Origin of the sequence: Microbulbifer sp. MKSA007, from assembly GCA_032615215.1 — a bacterium.
GTDB lineage: Bacteria > Pseudomonadota > Gammaproteobacteria > Pseudomonadales > Cellvibrionaceae > Microbulbifer.
Genome location: CP128433.1, coordinates 2,810,261 through 2,827,186, shown reverse-complemented (window position 1 = coordinate 2,827,186; position 16,926 = coordinate 2,810,261). Strand labels below are relative to the sequence as shown.

Sequence of the window (16,926 nt, the reverse complement as noted above, 5' to 3'; positions counted from 1 at the left end):
ATAGATAAGGATAAGGTGCGTTAGTGCAGGGTGTGGACCAGTCGTGAACTTAAGCGCATGGTGGGGGAGAAGCGGATCATATCGATCAGAGAGTCGATATAGCGTTCACCGAGTTCGCCGATATCTTCAATTCTTGAGGATAAGAGCCAAGTTTCAATCACACCGAACAGGCCACCGTGTAACATCTGCATCGCGAGGTCTGTATCAAGATCTTCGGGCAGTTGGCGTTCGGATACTGCGAGGGCAATAAGTTGTGCCATTCGCTCAAGCCCGCGGGTGCGCCCTTGCTTCATACGCAAGTGGGCTTCATTGTTCTCGGTAACCTTTTCTTCACAGGGATGGAAGATAATCTCAAGTACCTGCTGCCACTCTGGGTTACAAGCAATTTCCTGAAACAGCCACACCCAGCGGGTTCGCAGTGTACCGAGGGGATTGGCGTTGAGTTGCTCGCCGGCGTTATGACAAAGTTGTTCGCCGGGTAGTACCATGCGTTCTGTCAGAGCGAGAAGCAAACCGGTTTTGCTGTGAAAGTGGTCGGTAACAGCACCGCAACTAACTCCAGCCAGCTTTGCAACCTCGGAAAGGGAAGGGCGAAACACTCCATATTCATGAAACACATTGAGCGCGGCGTTTAATATACGCTCACGGGTGGTTAAAATTTGCTCATTTCTGCGTTTGGTCATAGGGAACAGCGGCTTCTTTAATCAATTATTAGTTTCACTCTGACTCATTTTTGCAGCGTTTAACCGCAAGTGTGCAAAGGGGTTCTATGCGTAAACCCTTGAATATACTGGGTGAAAGTGCATGTTAGATGAAAATTGCACGATTATGAACAGTTGATCCTGTTTCCTACGTACTCATAAAATGCCACGCTACTTTACTCAGATTTCCTTGTCACTTAAAAATTCCGCTAACTGCCAATATTTTGTCCGCGCAGTCACTTTTCGAGGTAACCATGTTAAAAGCCCGAGCTCTCACCAGCCTTTTGGTCGCTTCCGCATTGTTGGCGGGATGTAACGAGGAAGCTTCGGCTCCACCGGGAATGGCCCCCCAAGTGACTGTAGTCACACTTCAGCCGGAATCCGTCACTCTTACCAGGGAGCTGCCGGGAAGGACTTCACCCTTTAAAGTGGCCGAGGTTCGCCCGCAGGTTAATGGCATCATAAAACGCCAATTGTTCCGTGAAGGAGGCCAAGTTAGTGCAAATCAGCCGCTTTACCAGCTAGATGACGCTCTTTATCGTGCTGACGTCGATAGTGCCAGAGCAAGTTTGCAAGGCGCAAAGGCGGCTATGAACATTGCTCGCCTCAAAGCCGAGCGTACTGCGAACCTGGTAGGGAATGGTGCTGTTAGCACGCAGGAAAATGATGCTGCGGAAGCCGATCTTCAGGAGGCTCGAGCCGATGTAGCCGCAGCTCAGGCGGAGCTGCACAGGGCGGAAATCCAGTTGGAATATGCGCGGGTCACCTCTCCGATTACAGGCCGAATTGGCAAATCTACAGTTACTCAAGGCGCTCTGGTAACGGCCAATCAGGCCGGAACTTTGGCTACTGTGCAGCAACTAGATCCGATCTATGTTGAGGTTACCCAGTCGGCAGCTGAACTTGTTAGCCTCCGCCGAGCGCTTCAAGCGGGCACATTGGCCGACGCCACTCATCTACCTGTGACAATCCTATTAGAAGATGGCAGCAAATTTGAACACCAGGGCAAGCTGGAGTTTGCCGAAGCCAGTGTCGACCCTTCAACGGGCAGTGTGTTGTTGCGAGTAGTTGTTCCAAACCCGGATACCATGCTGTTGCCGGGTATGTATGTGCGCGCAATTGTCGGTAGTGGTGTCCGTGAAGACGCAATTCTGGTACCTCAACAGGGAATCGCGCGGGACCCAAAGGGCAACACCTCAGCCATGGTTGTTAATGAGGAAAATGTGGTTGCACAGCGATCTGTGCGGGTTAGTCGTACGATTGGCAATCGCTGGCTAGTGGAAGATGGGCTCGAGGCCGGGGACCGGGTCGTAGTTGCCGGGCTGCAGAAAATTCGCCCGGGAGCCCCGGTACAGGCCAGCGAGCGCGAAAATGAGCAGCTGCCGACGGCTGAAGGCGATCAACAGGCTGGCGAAGCGCCTGCACAGCAGGGGTCTTAAGGATAGGGGTCTTAAGGATAGGGGTTATGGCAAGTTTTTTTATCAATCGGCCCATCTTTGCCTGGGTGCTGGCAATTATCACGATACTGGCAGGTGTGTTGTCTATCAGCGAGCTGGCAGTTGAGCGCTATCCGAATATCGCGCCACCGTCGATCAATATTGAGGCAAATTATCCGGGCGCTTCCGCCAAGGTGGTTGAGGATTCGGTTACTCAAATCCTCGAACGCAACATGAAGGGCCTCGATGGTCTCCTTTATATGTCCGCCACCAGTCAATCCAACGGTGGTGTTTCAATCTCTTTAACTTTCGAGAATGGAACTGACCCGGATACAGCCCAGGTCCAGGTGCAAAACAAAGTGCAACTGGCGATGCCGCTGCTGCCACAGGAGGTACAGGTACAAGGAGTAAATGTTAGTAAGTCTCGCGGTGGCTTCCTAATGGTTGCCGGCTTTGTGTCTGAAGACGGCAGTATGAACCGCAATGATATTGCTGACTATATCAATTCGGCCATTGTTGACCCGATCAGCCGGGTGCCAGGCGTGGGCAATGTGCAGGTATTTGGTTCCAAGTACGCGATGCGGATTTGGCTCGATCCCAATAAGCTCACCACCTATGAACTTACCCCTGGTGATGTTACCGACGCAGTGCGGGCCCAAAATGCACAAGTTACGGTCGGAAGCCTCGGTGCTGCTCCCTCTATTCCAGGGCAACAGCTAAATGCGGCAATTACTTCCCAGGAACGTTTGCAAACCCCTGAGGAGTTCCGGGATATTATCGTCAGAGCCAATGACGACGGCTCGCTCTTGCGCCTGGGAGATATTGCTCGAGTCGAGCTAGGTGCGGAGAATTACGAGTTTATTTCCCGTTACAATCGCCAGCCCGCAACCGGCATCGCAATTAACTTGGCGACTGGGGCCAATGCCCTGGAAACTGCTGATGGGGTGAAAGCCAAGTTGAAGGAGCTGGAGGCTTACTTTCCCCGTGGCCTGACTTCGGTAGTACCATTTGATACGACACCGTTTGTTGAGGCATCTATTAAGGGTGTTATCTCTACCTTGATTGAAGCGATCGTCCTGGTATTTCTGGTGATGTATCTGTTTCTTCAGAACTTCCGTGCCACGTTGATTCCGACGATTGCGGTACCAGTGGTGCTAATGGGTACTTTTGCCGTACTCGCTTCGCTGGGATTCTCAGTCAATATGCTCACGATGTTTGCCATGGTGCTTGCAATTGGCCTGCTTGTGGATGACGCCATTGTGGTGGTGGAGAATGTCGAGCGGGTTATGCGGGAGGAAGGGCTCTCCCCTAAAGAAGCCACGAAGAAGTCGATGCACCAGATTACTGCGGCACTGATTGGCATTGGCGTAGTTTTGTCGGCAGTGTTTGTACCTATGGCATTTATGGATGGCGCCACCGGCGTGATCTACCGTCAGTTCTCCGCCACGATTGTTGCAGCTATGGCGTTGTCAGTGTTGGTGGCGATTATCCTGACACCGGCGCTTTGTGCGACCTTGCTGAAACCCCTATCCAAAGGGGAGGGGCATGGGGAGAAAGGCTTTTTTGGTTGGTTCAATCGCAACTTTGATCGAGGTAGCCAGCGCTATCAAGGTGGAGTGCAAGGTATTTTGAAGCGCAGCGGTCGCTTTATGCTGTTGTTTGTTGCGCTTTCCGCAGTCATGGCCTTCCTATTCCTGCAATTGCCCAGTTCATTCCTGCCGGATGAGGATCAGGGTGTGCTGTTCTCCATGGTGCAGGCGCCGGTGGGGGCAACCCAGGAGCGCACTATGAACTCTATCCGAAAAGTAGAGGACCAGTTCCTGAACAATGAGCAGGGTATCGTGAAATCAGTATTCTCGGTACAGGGGTTCAGCTTTGCCGGCAGTGGGCAAAATACCGGTATTGCTTTTGTAAATTTGGAGGATTGGTCCCAGCGCGAAGAAGAGTCACAGAGCGCTGGGTCTGTCGCTATGCGCGCGATGGGTGCCTTGATGCAAATTAAAGATGCGATGGCTTTCGCTTTCGCACCTCCGCCGCTCCCCGAGTTGGGTTCTTCTGGTGGTTTCAACTTTTATCTTCAGGATAATGGCAGTTTGGGTCATGAGGCTTTAACTGCAGCCAGGAACCAGTTTCTGGGAATGGCCGGGCAGAGTGAACTTTTGGCTAATGTTCGCCCCAATGGCCAAGAAGATACCCCGCAATTCCGTGTAAAAATTGATAATGCAAAAGCAGCTGCGCTTGGCTTGTCTATCGACGATATTAACAGCGCTTTGAGTACAGCATGGGGCGGTTCATATATTGATGACTTTATCGATCGCGGGCGGGTAAAACGCGTGTATATGCAGGCTGATGCTCCCTTTAGGATGGTCCCGGAAGACTTCCAGTTGTGGTCAGTGCGCAACGATAAGGGCGATATGGTACCGCTATCATCCTTTGCCAGTTTTGGCTGGGAGTACGGTTCCCCCCGCTTGGAGCGCTATAACGGCGTTCCCTCAATGCAGGTTAATGGGCAGGCTGCACCCGGAGTCAGCTCTGGTGAGACAATGGAAGAGGTTGAGCGCCTAGTGGCGCAACTACCCGCAGGTATTGGTATGGAGTGGAGTGGTCTCTCATATCAAGAGCGCTCTGCTGGAGCACAAACTCCATTGCTGTATACCTTGTCCCTTTTGATCGTGTTCTTGTGTTTGGCTGCTCTCTATGAAAGCTGGACCGTACCGACAGCAGTACTATTGATGGCTCCTTTGGGAATCCTGGGTGCAGTACTGGCCAATAGCCTAAGGGGCATGGAGCGCGACATTTACTTCCAAGTCGCGATGCTGACTACAGTGGGGCTAACCAGTAAAAATGCCATCCTGATTGTGGAGTTTGCCAAACAGAACCTGGAAGACGGTATGGAGTTGGTAGATGCCACGATGCGAGCTGTACGGGACAGGTTACGCCCGATCTTAATGACATCTCTCGCTTTTGGTTTGGGGGTGTTGCCCTTAGCCATAGCAACCGGAGCTGGCTCAGGTGCCCAAAGGGCAATCGGTACCGGTGTGTTCGGCGGCATGATTGTTGGAACTCTACTGGGAATCTTCTTTATCCCACTGTTCTTTGTTGTGGTGCAGCGGTTGTTTGGCAAGAGAGTGCATAAGCAGGAAGTGGAGCTGGCTAAACAAGACATTTCGTCAGAAAAAAATGAGAGAGCAGAAGCGGCCGAAGCGCTTTAACAGAGCTTTAACTATAAAGTAAATAAAGCCAGGCCAGGTTAATGGGCCTGGCTTTTTACTTTCTGCCCCCCCATAAGTCACAAGATCCCTGAATAGGGTGCTACTGCGAGTCTCAAGATACAAAGTGAACCTCTTTAGTTCCAGCTCCGCCAACATGTGATCGTTTTAAATTATTCGCTGAAGTAATGAAGCATTAGCAATGATTTAAATCAAGAAGCCGAATAGTGTTTGGAGTCAAAATGCTAATCCCAGGCAAGGTGAGTAGCTATCCATACATGATTGAGCCTCACTTCCAAGCTAGATAGAGTGCAGTATAGAAGCCTGATATGGGCGTTCATAGATTATTACTTCTATGGGGCATGCGAGGAAGCATCGACATTACATAAAAGTTATTAATAGCTAATTTAAAGAGAGGAGTCAGGATGGATTTAAAAGTTAAAGAAGGCCAAGTGTGGAAGTATGATAATCGAGAAGGCGAGGAGAATTCCCGGGCTATCATATTAAAAATTGAAGAGTCTAAAGACGACTCAATGGTAGTGCATGTTCAGATTTCAAGTATAAAAATTAATAACCCTAATAGTGGAGAGGTTATTGAGGAAATTACTCATATGCCATTTTCAATTGAGGCGCTAGGGGCAAGCATATCTGAACTAATGGGGGAGTGTGAGATACCTGATTATGAGGAAGGCTATAATTCATGGAAACGTGAATATACTAATGGCAATGCCGGCGTATTCACTATTTCTATTGGTGAGTCAGTGAAGTATATGGATGATGCGGTGAACAGCTAAGCAATAGTCTTTTTACTACATATCAATGACAAACATTCTTTTCATGTTAACCGTCTCAGACTTAGAGTCCCCATTCAGAACCGAGGGAGATTGACGCTTTGGGGCGTTTCGAGATAGTTGCTTTCCACTTGTTCATTAAATGTTCACTGTTTCTAATAGTACCGTTGACAGATTCATATGAAGCTAGTGCTGGGGTAGGTTGAATATGTTTGCTTATCGCTTCATATGTTATGAGTGATCGCATTGCTATCAGGGTGTAGCTATCTATAAATAAATACACTTGCCGAGATTTTTATTAAGATCTCTAGTTTTGCTAGTCGGGCAATGTATATTTTAACTGACTGCCTATTTGGCCTGATTGTGGCAGGAGGAGCGGATACTCCCCCCAAAAGCCACGTATTAAATGTTTCGTAAATCCATTATTTCACACAATTTCAGCAATACGCTTCTTCGCAGCTGCTAACGCCTTCTCTTTTGCTTCATTTCCCATTGCCAAGCCTTCAGCATAGACAAACTCCACATCAGTAATACCAATAAACCCCAAGAACTGTCGAAGGTAATTACTTTGGGGATGATCGTCACCATAAACACCACCCCGTGAAATGAAGATGATGGCCTTTTTGTTCCTTAATAAGCCCTCAGGGCCGTTTTCGGTATATCGGAACGTTATCCCGGCACGTGCAATAAAGTCGAAGTAGGTGTGTAAATTAGACGGGACGTTGAAGTTATACATCGGGATACCTAGCACCAGCAGATCTGCCGATGATATCTCCTCTATCAGCTTGTCCGAAAGTTCTGCAATTTCACTTTGCTTGTTTGAACGGCTATCAGCTGGCGTATTGTGGGCTTGAAAGTGCTCCAGGCTCAGATGAGGTACAGGCTCGGATACCAAGTCACGATGGATGATTTCATCTTGCGGGTTCTGAGTCTTCCAGCTCGCTATGAAATTGTCCGTAAGTTGAGATGACTGGCCGTTCTCTTGAAAGAGGCTGGACTTGATGTTGAGTACCTTTGCCATGACTGCTTCCTCGTAACTAACTTTGTATGAGCTATTGAAACATTCATTAAGTTGATTAAAAATTAGAATTATTTGCTTATTCCTATCTAAAAATTCGATTATGAGCCAACAATTGACACAATTATCAAACCCAAAGATCACTCTTGAGCAGTGGCGTTGCTTGATAGCGGTAGTTGAAGGGGGAGGGTATGCAAAGGCCGCCGAGCTACTGCACAAGAGTCAGTCGTCGGTAAGCTATTCGGTGCAGAAGTTGGAATCACTACTGGCTGTAGCGGTTTTCACCATTAGTGGACGCAAGGCGATTCTGACTCCCGCAGGTGAGATGCTCTACCGTCACGCAAAGCAATTACTGGAGGATGCTTCTGCATTGGAGCAGGCCGCCAGCCGGGCCTCGGCTGGATGGGAGTCCCAGATTGCGATTTCCGTGGAGGTGCTATTCCCAATTTGGTTGTTGTTGGACTGCCTAGCGCTTTTTGGCGAAGAGAGCCCTCAAACTCGTATTGAAGTGCATGAGATGGTGATTAGTGGAACTTTAGAAGCCTTGAATGAGGGGAGAGTTGATTTTGCAATCAGCCCCAGAATACCGCTGGGCTACAACGGTGAATTACTGCCATCTCCTGCACGTCTAATCCCGGTGGCCCATCCCAAGCACCCCCTGCATGAACTGGACCGCCCGCTAACTATGAATGATCTCCGCAATCATCGTCATCTGGTGGTTCGGGATACGAACCCCCAGAGTGGTAGTAAAACGCTCACGGTTGAAGTGGCTAAGCGGTGGACTCTAAGTAGCATGTCTTCTTTGATTGGCGCTGCTTGTAAAGGCTATGGTTTTTCATGGCTGCCAGAAGACAAAATTCTGAATGAGCTCACTGAGGGAAGCTTAAAACCCTTGCCCCTCCAAGGAGGAAGCAAAAGGGAGGTCCCTATGTACCTGATCTTCCCTAACCGGGACGATATCGGTCCCGGCGCACGGAGATTGGCGGCTATTATTAGGGACCGTTTGCAGGATCTGACACCCCCGGAGGCTTCTTAGCTAGGCCATGAACTGGTTAGTAGGGACAATTTGAACCTGATTCGCTTACTCATTATTTAACAAGCCAATTTCGTGAGCGGTCTCGACGATTGGCTGGTACATTGAGTTGTCTGCTTTGATAAACCCTTTGCGGGGAAATGCGGCAAGTAGTTTAGGGTCCCGCATATTCAAAATCGCTTGCTGGACCTTGTCTAAGAAGCCATTGCCCCAGGTTTCATCGACATCCCCACGAATTGTCCAGTTGTAATCTGGATATCCTGGGGTTTTCCAGATCACTTGCACTTTGCTTTCATCCACTTTGCCGGCTTTCTTTTCATTTTCCCACACCTTGTGATTTAGGGCGCCAACCTGATACTTCCCAGATTGCACAAGATCCAGGGTGTTGGAGTGGTCACCTCCAAAGCCCACACGGTTGAACACCTCGGCAGGGGGCTTACCAAACGCTTTTCGAATAAAGTATTCCGGCATTAGCCGTCCAGAAGTGGAGTGCTCTGAGCCAAAAGTAAATGTCATACCTTCAATACCACGGGGGTGTTGTGGTCAACTCCAACCGGACACTTCTTTAAGCACATTTCTCAAATTCGATAGGGGCTAGGTCTCCCAGTGTTGTATGTATTCTGCGTGAGTTGTAATAAGCAATATAGGCTCTTACATCTGCTACCGCATCCTCCCTTGTCGGATAAAGGTTTCCCGTTACCCACTCCCGCTTCAGGCTGCTGAAGAAACGTTCAGTCGGTGCGTTGTCCCAATAATTTCCCTTACGGCTCATTGAACACACCATCCCATGCTGACTCAATAACGTTTGGTAGGTATGGCTGGCATACTGACTGCCACGATCAGAGTGATGCAGGAGACCTTTTGGGGGCGAACGCAAATTGACAGCCATCATCAACGCACGAGTTACCAGGGCCGTTTCCATCTTGCGATCTAGATGCCAACCAATAATCCGGCGCGAATAGAGATCAATCACTACCGCCAAGTACAACCAGCCCTGCGAAGTCCAAATATATGTAATATCAGTCGTCCAAACTTGATTTTTAGCGCTCGGTGAGAACTCCCTATTCAGAAGGTTCTCTGCGACCGGCAGGTGATGTTTACTGTCTGTCGTCAGTGTAAATCGCTTCTTACGCTTTACTGCCAAGCCTAGCTTTTTCATGAGCTTGCGGACTCGATAGCGCCCGACTTCAAAGCCTTCTTTACGTAACAGCTTCATTAACCGACGACTTCCCAGGCTCTGTCTAGATTCTGCAAATAGGGCCTTCAAACGATGGCATAGTTGCCATGTTTGAGCATCTATTGAGCTATTACCACGGCAACACCAATCGTAATAACCAGTTTTACTTACTTGCATTACCCGGCAGAGCACCCTAACAGGAAAGCTGCCTTGCTGTTTTTCAATAAAGCTGTACTTTATTTCATTTCTTTCGCAAAGAAGGCGCTGGCCTTTTTTAGGATTTCTTTCTCCATCCGCAACTGCTTATTTTCACGTCGTAATCGCTCTAATTCTGCGCGCTCACCTACATCCAACCTCACACCGTCTTCTTCCTGCTTCAGTTCCTTTATCCAGCGTCGCAGGTTATTGGCTGTTGTTCCTACAACCTCTGCTGCTTTAGAAATTGAATACCCTTGCTCAGAGACTAGCGCTACGGCGTCTTTCTTAAATTCCGGCTTGAAATGCCGACGTGTACCTTTTGTTGTCATACTTCACCTCGCTTGGTAGTTTTACCATCTTAGCGAAGTGTCCGGAAGGATTAGACCACTACAGGGAACTCTTTTGAAGGAGTGAGTCCAGTACTTTTATTCGCAATAAAATAGGAGGTGAAATTTTGATCTCCTTCTCCCTGGGCAATGGCCTTGGCGCCAGGCTCCGCAATACGGGCTTGTACTCCAGTAAATCCGCCGAACCAAGCCAATTGAACTTTGTTATTTTTAAAGGCTTCAACCGTATCGCTATAGGATTTGACCGGTAAGTATTTAACTTCAACCCCAAGCGCGTCGGACAAATACTTTGCAACTTTGCCAAAGCGTTTTTGTAAGCGCTCCGGGTCCTGGTCTGGAATGGCAGTGAAAACAAAAGGTTTTGGGTTTTCTTGAGATGATACGAAGGGTACGCCGCACAATATAACGAGGCTTAGAATAAGCACGGTTAAACGCTTTAACATTCTTTTGGTCCTCTGCGGATCTGTAGTTCAAAATGTAGTGGTCTAATCCTTCCGGACACTTCGCTAAGATGGTAAAACTACCAAGCGAGGTGAAGTATGACAACAAAAGGTACACGTCGGCATTTCAAGCCGGAATTTAAGAAAGACGCCGTAGCGCTAGTCTCTGAGCAAGGGTATTCAATTTCTAAAGCAGCAGAGGTTGTAGGAACAACAGCCAATAACCTGCGACGCTGGATAAAGGAACTGAAGCAGGAAGAAGACGGTGTGAGGTTGGATGTAGGTGAGCGCGCAGAATTAGAGCGATTACGACGTGAAAATAAGCAGTTGCGGATGGAGAAAGAAATCCTAAAAAAGGCCAGCGCCTTCTTTGCGAAAGAAATGAAATAAAGTACAGCTTTATTGAAAAACAGCAAGGCAGCTTTCCTGTTAGGGTGCTCTGCCGGGTAATGCAAGTAAGTAAAACTGGTTATTACGATTGGTGTTGCCGTGGTAATAGCTCAATAGATGCTCAAACATGGCAACTATGCCATCGTTTGAAGGCCCTATTTGCAGAATCTAGACAGAGCCTGGGAAGTCGTCGGTTAATGAAGCTGTTACGTAAAGAAGGCTTTGAAGTCGGGCGCTATCGAGTCCGCAAGCTCATGAAAAAGCTAGGCTTGGCAGTAAAGCGTAAGAAGCGATTTACACTGACGACAGACAGTAAACATCACCTGCCGGTCGCAGAGAACCTTCTGAATAGGGAGTTCTCACCGAGCGCTAAAAATCAAGTTTGGACGACTGATATTACATATATTTGGACTTCGCAGGGCTGGTTGTACTTGGCGGTAGTGATTGATCTCTATTCGCGCCGGATTATTGGTTGGCATCTAGATCGCAAGATGGAAACGGCCCTGGTAACTCGTGCGTTGATGATGGCTGTCAATTTGCGTTCGCCCCCAAAAGGTCTCCTGCATCACTCTGATCGTGGCAGTCAGTATGCCAGCCATACCTACCAAACGTTATTGAGTCAGCATGGGATGGTGTGTTCAATGAGCCGTAAGGGAAATTGTTGGGACAACGCACCGACTGAACGTTTCTTCAGCAGCCTGAAGCGGGAGTGGGTAACGGGAAACCTTTATCCGACAAGGGAGGATGCGGTAGCAGATGTAAGAGCCTATATTGCTTATTACAACTCACGCAGAATACATACAACACTGGGAGACCTAGCCCCTATCGAATTTGAGAAATGTGCTTAAAGAAGTGTCCGGTTGGAGTTGACCACAACAAAATTTGTAGGATAAAACTAAAAATGTAACTATTGGCGTTATATATAGATCAGAAAGCCTGACTAAATTATATTTTCTTTCTTTGGGTTAACAAAAGCGAGATGGCTTTCCAACTTTTGTACGCTATATCTGATTTGTTAATGTAGTTGGCAGGTATTTACTTGTTAAATACTCTTCAGATCTTGATTGTTACAGGGATTCCTTCTTTGTTGAATAGATTTTGTACGAAATATACTTATTCTTTGAACTGCAAATAGTAGATATACGCATTCATTAAGCTGGCCTAGCTCATGTGGGGGTATCAGTTAGAAAGGGCTTTCAATGCTCATTCTTAGTGTATTTAGGAGTGCGCCATAAACTTGCGACTTCCTGAGAGATAAGTCCCGCCTCAGCATGAATTGCTCCATAAGCCAGGGGAGTCACGAATTTGTTTAGCGGTTCCTCAGACGCTAGGGAGCCCCATTGGTGTAAAATAGGCAGTTTAAGCCAGTAATTGCGGAGCCGACACAGGAAATGAGTGAATATGACGATCAGTTTAATCTACGTAAGCGGCACCCATTTGGTAGAGTCCATCTGCTAATCAATGAGCTACAAAGCTATTTGGCCACGCAAACCCTGAGAAACTCACTGGATATCAGCTACGGAGATAGCCCCGGTGAAAAGGTTGATATATTCCCTGCTAAATCTCCTAATGCACCGGTTTTTGTGTTCATCCACGGCGGGTATTTCCGGGCGCTAGATAAAAAGCAATACCGGTACATTGCCAAGCCCTTTGTAGAGGCCGGGTGTACAGTTGCTTTGGTCAACTATGATTTGGCGCCCGCCGTCAGTGTTAAAGAAATTATTGAGCAAAATATAAAGGCATTCTTATGGATATATAAGAATATTGATCGCTGGAATGGCAACCCCAGTAATATAGTGGTCTGTGGTCACTCTGTTGGGGCCTTTCTTGTTGCTAAAATTTTAGAATTTGAGTGGACACCTGAAGTCCGTAGCTCAATTAGCGGCGCTATTATGTTAAGCGGGCTCTATGACTTAACAAAGATGAGGCAATCTTATCTCAATGAATCTCTGCGTTTATCAGAAGATGACGTTACTAATTTGAGCCCCATTTTTGGCGATATTAGATGTTTCACCAAAGCGATTGTTGCAGTAGGTGATGATGAGACTGCGGAATTTATTGATCAGTCAAAAAGATACTGTGGGAAGCTACAGCAAACGAAAAGCCCGTGCGAATATATACTTTTGAAAAATAAAAACCACTATACCGTGTCGCGTATGTTAAGTAGTAGAAATAATGATCTAATGAATAGGATACTAGATATTTGCGGTGTGAATTGAGAGAGGGGGATGCGATTTAGCGATCAATTTATATGGTTTTGAACATAAGTTGGGATTACCAGCTTAAAATCAGGGAGCCTCTTAAGTCCTGTAGGATATTACTGAATTATGCCGAGACTCCCTGACTATCAATTAGCTTTACTTTCTCCAGTAAGAGATTGTAGGTAGGAGCAGCAATAGCCAGCGAGGATGCCTAGAGCGGTCACTATTGTCAGCCCAATCACTCCAGATAGAACGTTGGCTGGATGGGCTGCAAAGAAAGTGATTAACCCTAAAAACCAGGCAATGATATTACCTACAAGTGGCAGTCCTCTTAGTGATACCACCACAAATGCAACGGAAAACACTATAACTGCGAAGGCAATATTGCCCATTATTGGTAGCAATAGGGCATTAATTATAGCTGCTGTCATCCCCATCAATATTCCCAGAGCAACACAAATCCCACTGGAGATTGCGCTGAAGGCAGTGCCTGGCTGCGAAAAGAAAGCAACCCAGCCAACAAACATAGCCCAGGGTGGTAGTTCTAACATAGAGCAAGTGAATGCTGCTGCACCGGCAATAGTTGCAGCGATAAGGGTGTCCCTGATGTATTTAGCCCACGGTACTTGGGCTTGATCGACCATTGGTTTTTAGTCCTCTTTCCAGCTGGTATAACGATCAGTTGGAGATTGTTAAGTTGAAGCGGGCATTGGCTGTGAAGCTAGATAATTCCACCGTTGGCTCGTATAACTTGGCCGTTGATCCAGCCACCTTGCTCACTGACTAAAAAGGCAACGGTATTCGCAATATCTTCAGGCCTTCCCAATCGCTCAAGTGGCGACATTTTGGCAAGAGTTCCCACCATTTCATCAGTCTTTCCGGATAGGAAGAGCTCGGTAGCCGTAGGTCCTGGGGCGACGGCATTCACAGTGATATCTCTCCCCCGCATTTCCTTGGCGACTACCTGGGTCAGAGCTTCAACAGCTGCCTTGGTCGCCGCATATACGCTGTAATTCGGCATACACAAATCGACGACACTCGAGGATAAGTTGACAATCCGGCCACCTTCTTGAAGCCTTGCGGTGGCTTCACGCATGACATTGAAGGTGCCCTTAAGATTTACAGCTACCTGACGATCGAAATCATCTTCTTCACATTCTGCCAGAGGGGCTAGTTTCATAATGCCCGCATTATTGATGACAGTATTGATTCCGCCAAAGGTGACTTCTGCCGAGTTGAATAGGCGTGAAACCGCCTGTTGATCACTGATATCGGCTTGGGCAGTAACCGCCTTGCCACCCTCGGTTTCAATGCGGTTTACCAACTTTTCGGCAGCTGAAATATTACTTTCAAAGTTCACCAGAATGGTAAAGCCATCCTTTGCCAGGCGAGAGGCGATCGCCGCGCCTATGCCACGGGAAGCTCCTGTTACCAGTGCCACTTTCTCCATAATGATCTCCGTAGTGATTACTGGAGCCGCCCTTGCAGCTCCCTGATTTGGCTGTATTTCCATACTATTCGTGTTATTCATGTAGATAATCCGGCTAAAATAGAACCTATTGTTCCAAATAACCAAACAATAGGGCGATATGGATAAGCTGGATGCGATGCGCTTGTACGTGCGGATTGTGGAGCGGGGCAGTTTTACAGCCGCTTCTACCGACCTTGGGGTTCCGAGGTCGACATCGACTCAGGTCATCAACCGGCTAGAGAAACGGCTGGGAGTCAGGTTGTTGCAGCGATCGACTCGCAAGGTCAGGGCAACACTGGATGGGGAACTGTATTATCAGCGCTGTATTTCAATACTTGCGGACGTAGAGGAAGCAGAAGGGGCATTTACAGGTTTATTGCCAGGCGGTGAGGTGAGGGTAGATGTACAAGGGACTATTGCCCGTCATTTTGTTATGCCGCAACTCCCCCAATTTCTTGCCCAGTATCCTGACATTTCTTTGGTAATGAGTGAGGGGGATCGATGGGTGGACTTAGTCCAAGAAGGGGTCGACTGTGCTATTCGCTATGGACACTTGGCAGATAGTGAGCTGATTGCCAGGCGTTTAACCATGCTGGAACGGCTTACATGCGCATCGCCGCAATACCTGGAACACTACGGCCACCCAAGCTCTTTGGAACAACTGAATGGTCACCGTGTTGTAGCGCTTCGCTCTATAACGACTGGCAAGTCTACTCCGCTCTCTTTTTGTCTTGGCGATAGGATAGAGACGTTGCAAGTTCCGGCGCAATTGACGGTAATTGGGACAGAGAGTTACTTGGATGGCGTTAAGCGGGGGCTCGGATTAGCTCAGTTTCCAAAGTTTCATGTAGAAAAAGAGTTGGATGCTGGAAATTTAGTTGAAATATTGCCCAATTTTCGCCCGCCCAGCGAGCCGGTATCGGTTGTGTTCACCCAGAATCGCTTTTTATCTCCCAGGGTTAGAGCATTTATTGAGTGGTTAAGTGAAATATTTTCAGTTTCCATTTAAAGGATTGTGATTTAGCTTTCATTTGAATTTAATTTTCCAAAAAGTTATCTGCTCTTCAGATAGTAACTTGTCAAAAATTTGCGAAGCTAAATTAATGGTAGGCGTAAGAATATTCTTTTAGTTAAAAATCATATAGAGTAGCCGCGCACTGTGGATTTCAATAAATATTTCTATTCAGTCTTTTAAAGACTGCATTAACAGATTTATTTTTATCTTTAGTGCGAATCTTTCTAAATTGATTTTCCGAGAAGCAGATACAGGGAGTATGTCTGTGAAAAGCTTTAAAATTCTTGCGCCTTTCGTGTTGCTATTTTCTATATTTGGCGCTCATTCAGAAGAAAATGTGCATGTTGTTTTTGAGTCTTCCATGAGTGAAAGTAGATCAAATCTAATCTCACATAAAACTAAAAAAAGTTTAAATAATAAGATTTTTAGCTTGAAGCCCGGTAGTACCCTTGAGGTTCCCAGTGAGCTCGGCAAGCAACGGTTTACCTTGCAAAATATTCGCTCAACAAAAAATAGGGCTTCACTATCTGCATTTTCTGAGGATGGAAAAGGGTTTATCACCTTAGCAGAGAACAAGGTAGAATTGTTGGCTCAATACAATCTGAAGGTAGGCTCTACAAAGTGAGACCTGCCGGAAAAGGTGCGGTTACAATCGCTGAGGTTCCAGACAATTCACTTGTCGACCATGATAGTAACTACTTCGAAGAGATGGATTTTACTTCCAAGGTTGGCGCGCTAAACACAACCTCAGGAATTGCGACTACTGACTCTGGTGGAAAAATAACCGTTATAGTTGCTTATACCGATGCCTTTGAGGCAGACGCCGGTGATGTACCCGCCTACATGGATTTATTGGAAGAGGAAACCAATGTTTCATTTGCCAATAGTGAAGTCAATACCTCGGTAGAAATTGTTCACGCTTATAGAACCAGCTATGCAGAAAGCGGTAGCTTCTATGTGGACCGCGAGTACTTTTCGAATGACGCATATCCAGAAACTAAAGAACTATACGAACTTAGAGACTTGTATAGTGCAGATGTAATGATTGTTTTAACCGGCAATGATTTGTACAGCGGATCATGTGGACTGGCTAAGACGATCTACGCATCGGAATCAACAGCCTTTGCTTTCGCAAGGGAAGGGTGTGCAACGGGGTACTTCAGCTTTGCCCATGAAATTGGCCACCTGCTGGGAGCCCGACATATTATCTACAGTGATTCGAATATGGAGCCGTTTGAATATGGCCACGGCTACTGCAATTCCACCCCTTCAACTTGGAGGAGTGTGATGGCCTACAATTGCCCGTCGGATCGAGGTGGCCCCAGAATTCAGCAGTGGTCCAACCCGGATATCACAATAGATGGAGACCCTACAGGCACCTCCAACCTAGAGGATAATGCGCGGGTTATCCGTGAGCGCGCCTGGGAGGTTACCAACTTCCGGGTCGATGGGGAAAGTTAGCGGCAAATTCATACAATAGCCGCTAGCAATGCAGAACT

16 protein-coding genes are annotated in these 16,926 nt (G+C 47.4%); 9 read left to right on the top strand and 7 right to left on the bottom strand.

The window, feature by feature from the left end; all coding sequences use genetic code 11:
- Nucleotides 1-20 precede the first annotated feature (20 nt).
- Nucleotides 21-683: a TetR family transcriptional regulator gene (locus QT397_15440; protein WNZ54287.1), complete on the bottom strand. Its 663-nt coding sequence runs from the start codon at nucleotides 681-683 to the stop codon at nucleotides 21-23.
- Nucleotides 684-955: 272 nt separating this feature from the next.
- On the opposite strand from QT397_15440, the gene QT397_15435 reads away from it, so the two are divergent.
- The 3 genes from QT397_15435 to QT397_15425 all read left to right on the top strand — a co-directional run bounded on the left by QT397_15435 (nucleotide 956) and on the right by QT397_15425 (nucleotide 6,140).
- Entirely contained in the window at nucleotides 956-2,140 is a 1,185-nt protein-coding gene (locus QT397_15435; GenBank protein ID WNZ54286.1) for an efflux RND transporter periplasmic adaptor subunit, read from the top strand.
- 26 nt (nucleotides 2,141-2,166) lie between these two features.
- Nucleotides 2,167-5,349: an efflux RND transporter permease subunit gene (locus QT397_15430; GenBank protein ID WNZ54285.1), complete on the top strand. Its 3,183-nt coding sequence runs from the start codon at nucleotides 2,167-2,169 to the stop codon at nucleotides 5,347-5,349.
- Nucleotides 5,350-5,771: 422 nt separating this feature from the next.
- Nucleotides 5,772-6,140: a hypothetical protein gene (locus tag QT397_15425; protein ID WNZ54284.1), complete on the top strand. Its 369-nt coding sequence runs from the start codon at nucleotides 5,772-5,774 to the stop codon at nucleotides 6,138-6,140.
- Nucleotides 6,141-6,564: 424 nt separating this feature from the next.
- Here QT397_15425 and QT397_15420 read toward each other — a convergent pair whose 3' ends face one another.
- Nucleotides 6,565-7,158: an NAD(P)H-dependent oxidoreductase gene (locus QT397_15420; protein WNZ54283.1), complete on the bottom strand. Its 594-nt coding sequence runs from the start codon at nucleotides 7,156-7,158 to the stop codon at nucleotides 6,565-6,567.
- A gap of 112 nt (nucleotides 7,159-7,270) precedes the next feature.
- Between QT397_15420 and QT397_15415 the strand changes: the two genes are divergently transcribed.
- On the top strand, nucleotides 7,271-8,191 hold the full coding sequence (locus tag QT397_15415) for a LysR family transcriptional regulator (protein WNZ54282.1): 921 nt from the start codon (nucleotides 7,271-7,273) through the stop codon (nucleotides 8,189-8,191).
- 45 nt (nucleotides 8,192-8,236) lie between these two features.
- On the opposite strand, the gene QT397_15410 is transcribed toward QT397_15415, so the two are convergent.
- The 3 genes from QT397_15410 to QT397_15400 all read right to left on the bottom strand — a co-directional run bounded on the left by QT397_15410 (nucleotide 8,237) and on the right by QT397_15400 (nucleotide 10,353).
- A complete protein-coding gene (locus QT397_15410) occupies nucleotides 8,237-8,704 on the bottom strand; it encodes a PhnD/SsuA/transferrin family substrate-binding protein (protein WNZ54281.1) in 468 nt (155 codons plus the stop codon).
- Between the two features lie 49 nt (nucleotides 8,705-8,753).
- A protein-coding gene (locus tag QT397_15405; GenBank protein WNZ54280.1) for an IS3 family transposase occupies nucleotides 8,754-9,892 on the bottom strand; the annotation gives its coding sequence in 2 pieces (ribosomal slippage) (nucleotides 8,754-9,643 and nucleotides 9,643-9,892; 1,140 coding nt in all).
- Between the two features lie 50 nt (nucleotides 9,893-9,942).
- Nucleotides 9,943-10,353, bottom strand: coding sequence for a PhnD/SsuA/transferrin family substrate-binding protein (locus QT397_15400; protein ID WNZ54279.1), 411 nt, complete (start codon nucleotides 10,351-10,353; stop codon nucleotides 9,943-9,945).
- Nucleotides 10,354-10,449: 96 nt separating this feature from the next.
- Here QT397_15400 and QT397_15395 point away from each other — a divergent pair.
- Together QT397_15395 and QT397_15390 are read left to right on the top strand one after the other, a co-directional pair.
- Nucleotides 10,450-11,588, top strand: a protein-coding gene (locus QT397_15395; GenBank protein ID WNZ54278.1) for an IS3 family transposase whose coding sequence is annotated in 2 segments (ribosomal slippage) — nucleotides 10,450-10,699 and nucleotides 10,699-11,588 — 1,140 coding nt in all. Because the reading frame shifts where the segments join, the coding sequence is not laid out codon by codon here.
- Between the two features lie 543 nt (nucleotides 11,589-12,131).
- Complete coding sequence (locus QT397_15390; protein ID WNZ54277.1) at nucleotides 12,132-12,959, top strand: alpha/beta hydrolase; 828 nt, start codon at nucleotides 12,132-12,134, stop codon at nucleotides 12,957-12,959.
- A gap of 128 nt (nucleotides 12,960-13,087) precedes the next feature.
- Here QT397_15390 and QT397_15385 read toward each other — a convergent pair whose 3' ends face one another.
- Together QT397_15385 and QT397_15380 are read right to left on the bottom strand one after the other, a co-directional pair.
- Complete coding sequence (locus QT397_15385) at nucleotides 13,088-13,585, bottom strand: DUF1097 domain-containing protein (protein WNZ54276.1); 498 nt, start codon at nucleotides 13,583-13,585, stop codon at nucleotides 13,088-13,090.
- A 77-nt stretch (nucleotides 13,586-13,662) separates the two neighbouring features.
- Nucleotides 13,663-14,472, bottom strand: a complete 810-nt coding sequence (locus QT397_15380; GenBank protein WNZ54275.1) for an SDR family oxidoreductase — start codon at nucleotides 14,470-14,472, stop codon at nucleotides 13,663-13,665.
- A gap of 58 nt (nucleotides 14,473-14,530) precedes the next feature.
- Here QT397_15380 and QT397_15375 point away from each other — a divergent pair, with 58 nt between their 5' ends.
- The 3 genes from QT397_15375 (at nucleotide 14,531) to QT397_15365 (ending at nucleotide 16,888) form a co-directional block, all read left to right on the top strand.
- Nucleotides 14,531-15,421 (top strand): LysR family transcriptional regulator, encoded by an 891-nt coding sequence (locus tag QT397_15375; GenBank protein WNZ54274.1) that lies wholly within the window; start codon nucleotides 14,531-14,533, stop codon nucleotides 15,419-15,421.
- A gap of 271 nt (nucleotides 15,422-15,692) precedes the next feature.
- The gene (locus tag QT397_15370; GenBank protein ID WNZ54273.1) at nucleotides 15,693-16,052 is read left to right on the top strand and encodes a hypothetical protein; all 360 of its coding nucleotides are present in this window, start codon (nucleotides 15,693-15,695) and stop codon (nucleotides 16,050-16,052) included.
- Nucleotides 16,049-16,888, top strand: a complete 840-nt coding sequence (locus QT397_15365) for a M12 family metallo-peptidase (protein ID WNZ54272.1) — start codon at nucleotides 16,049-16,051, stop codon at nucleotides 16,886-16,888. The genes QT397_15370 and QT397_15365 overlap by 4 nt, the downstream gene beginning before the upstream one ends.
- Nucleotides 16,889-16,926 lie beyond the last annotated feature (38 nt).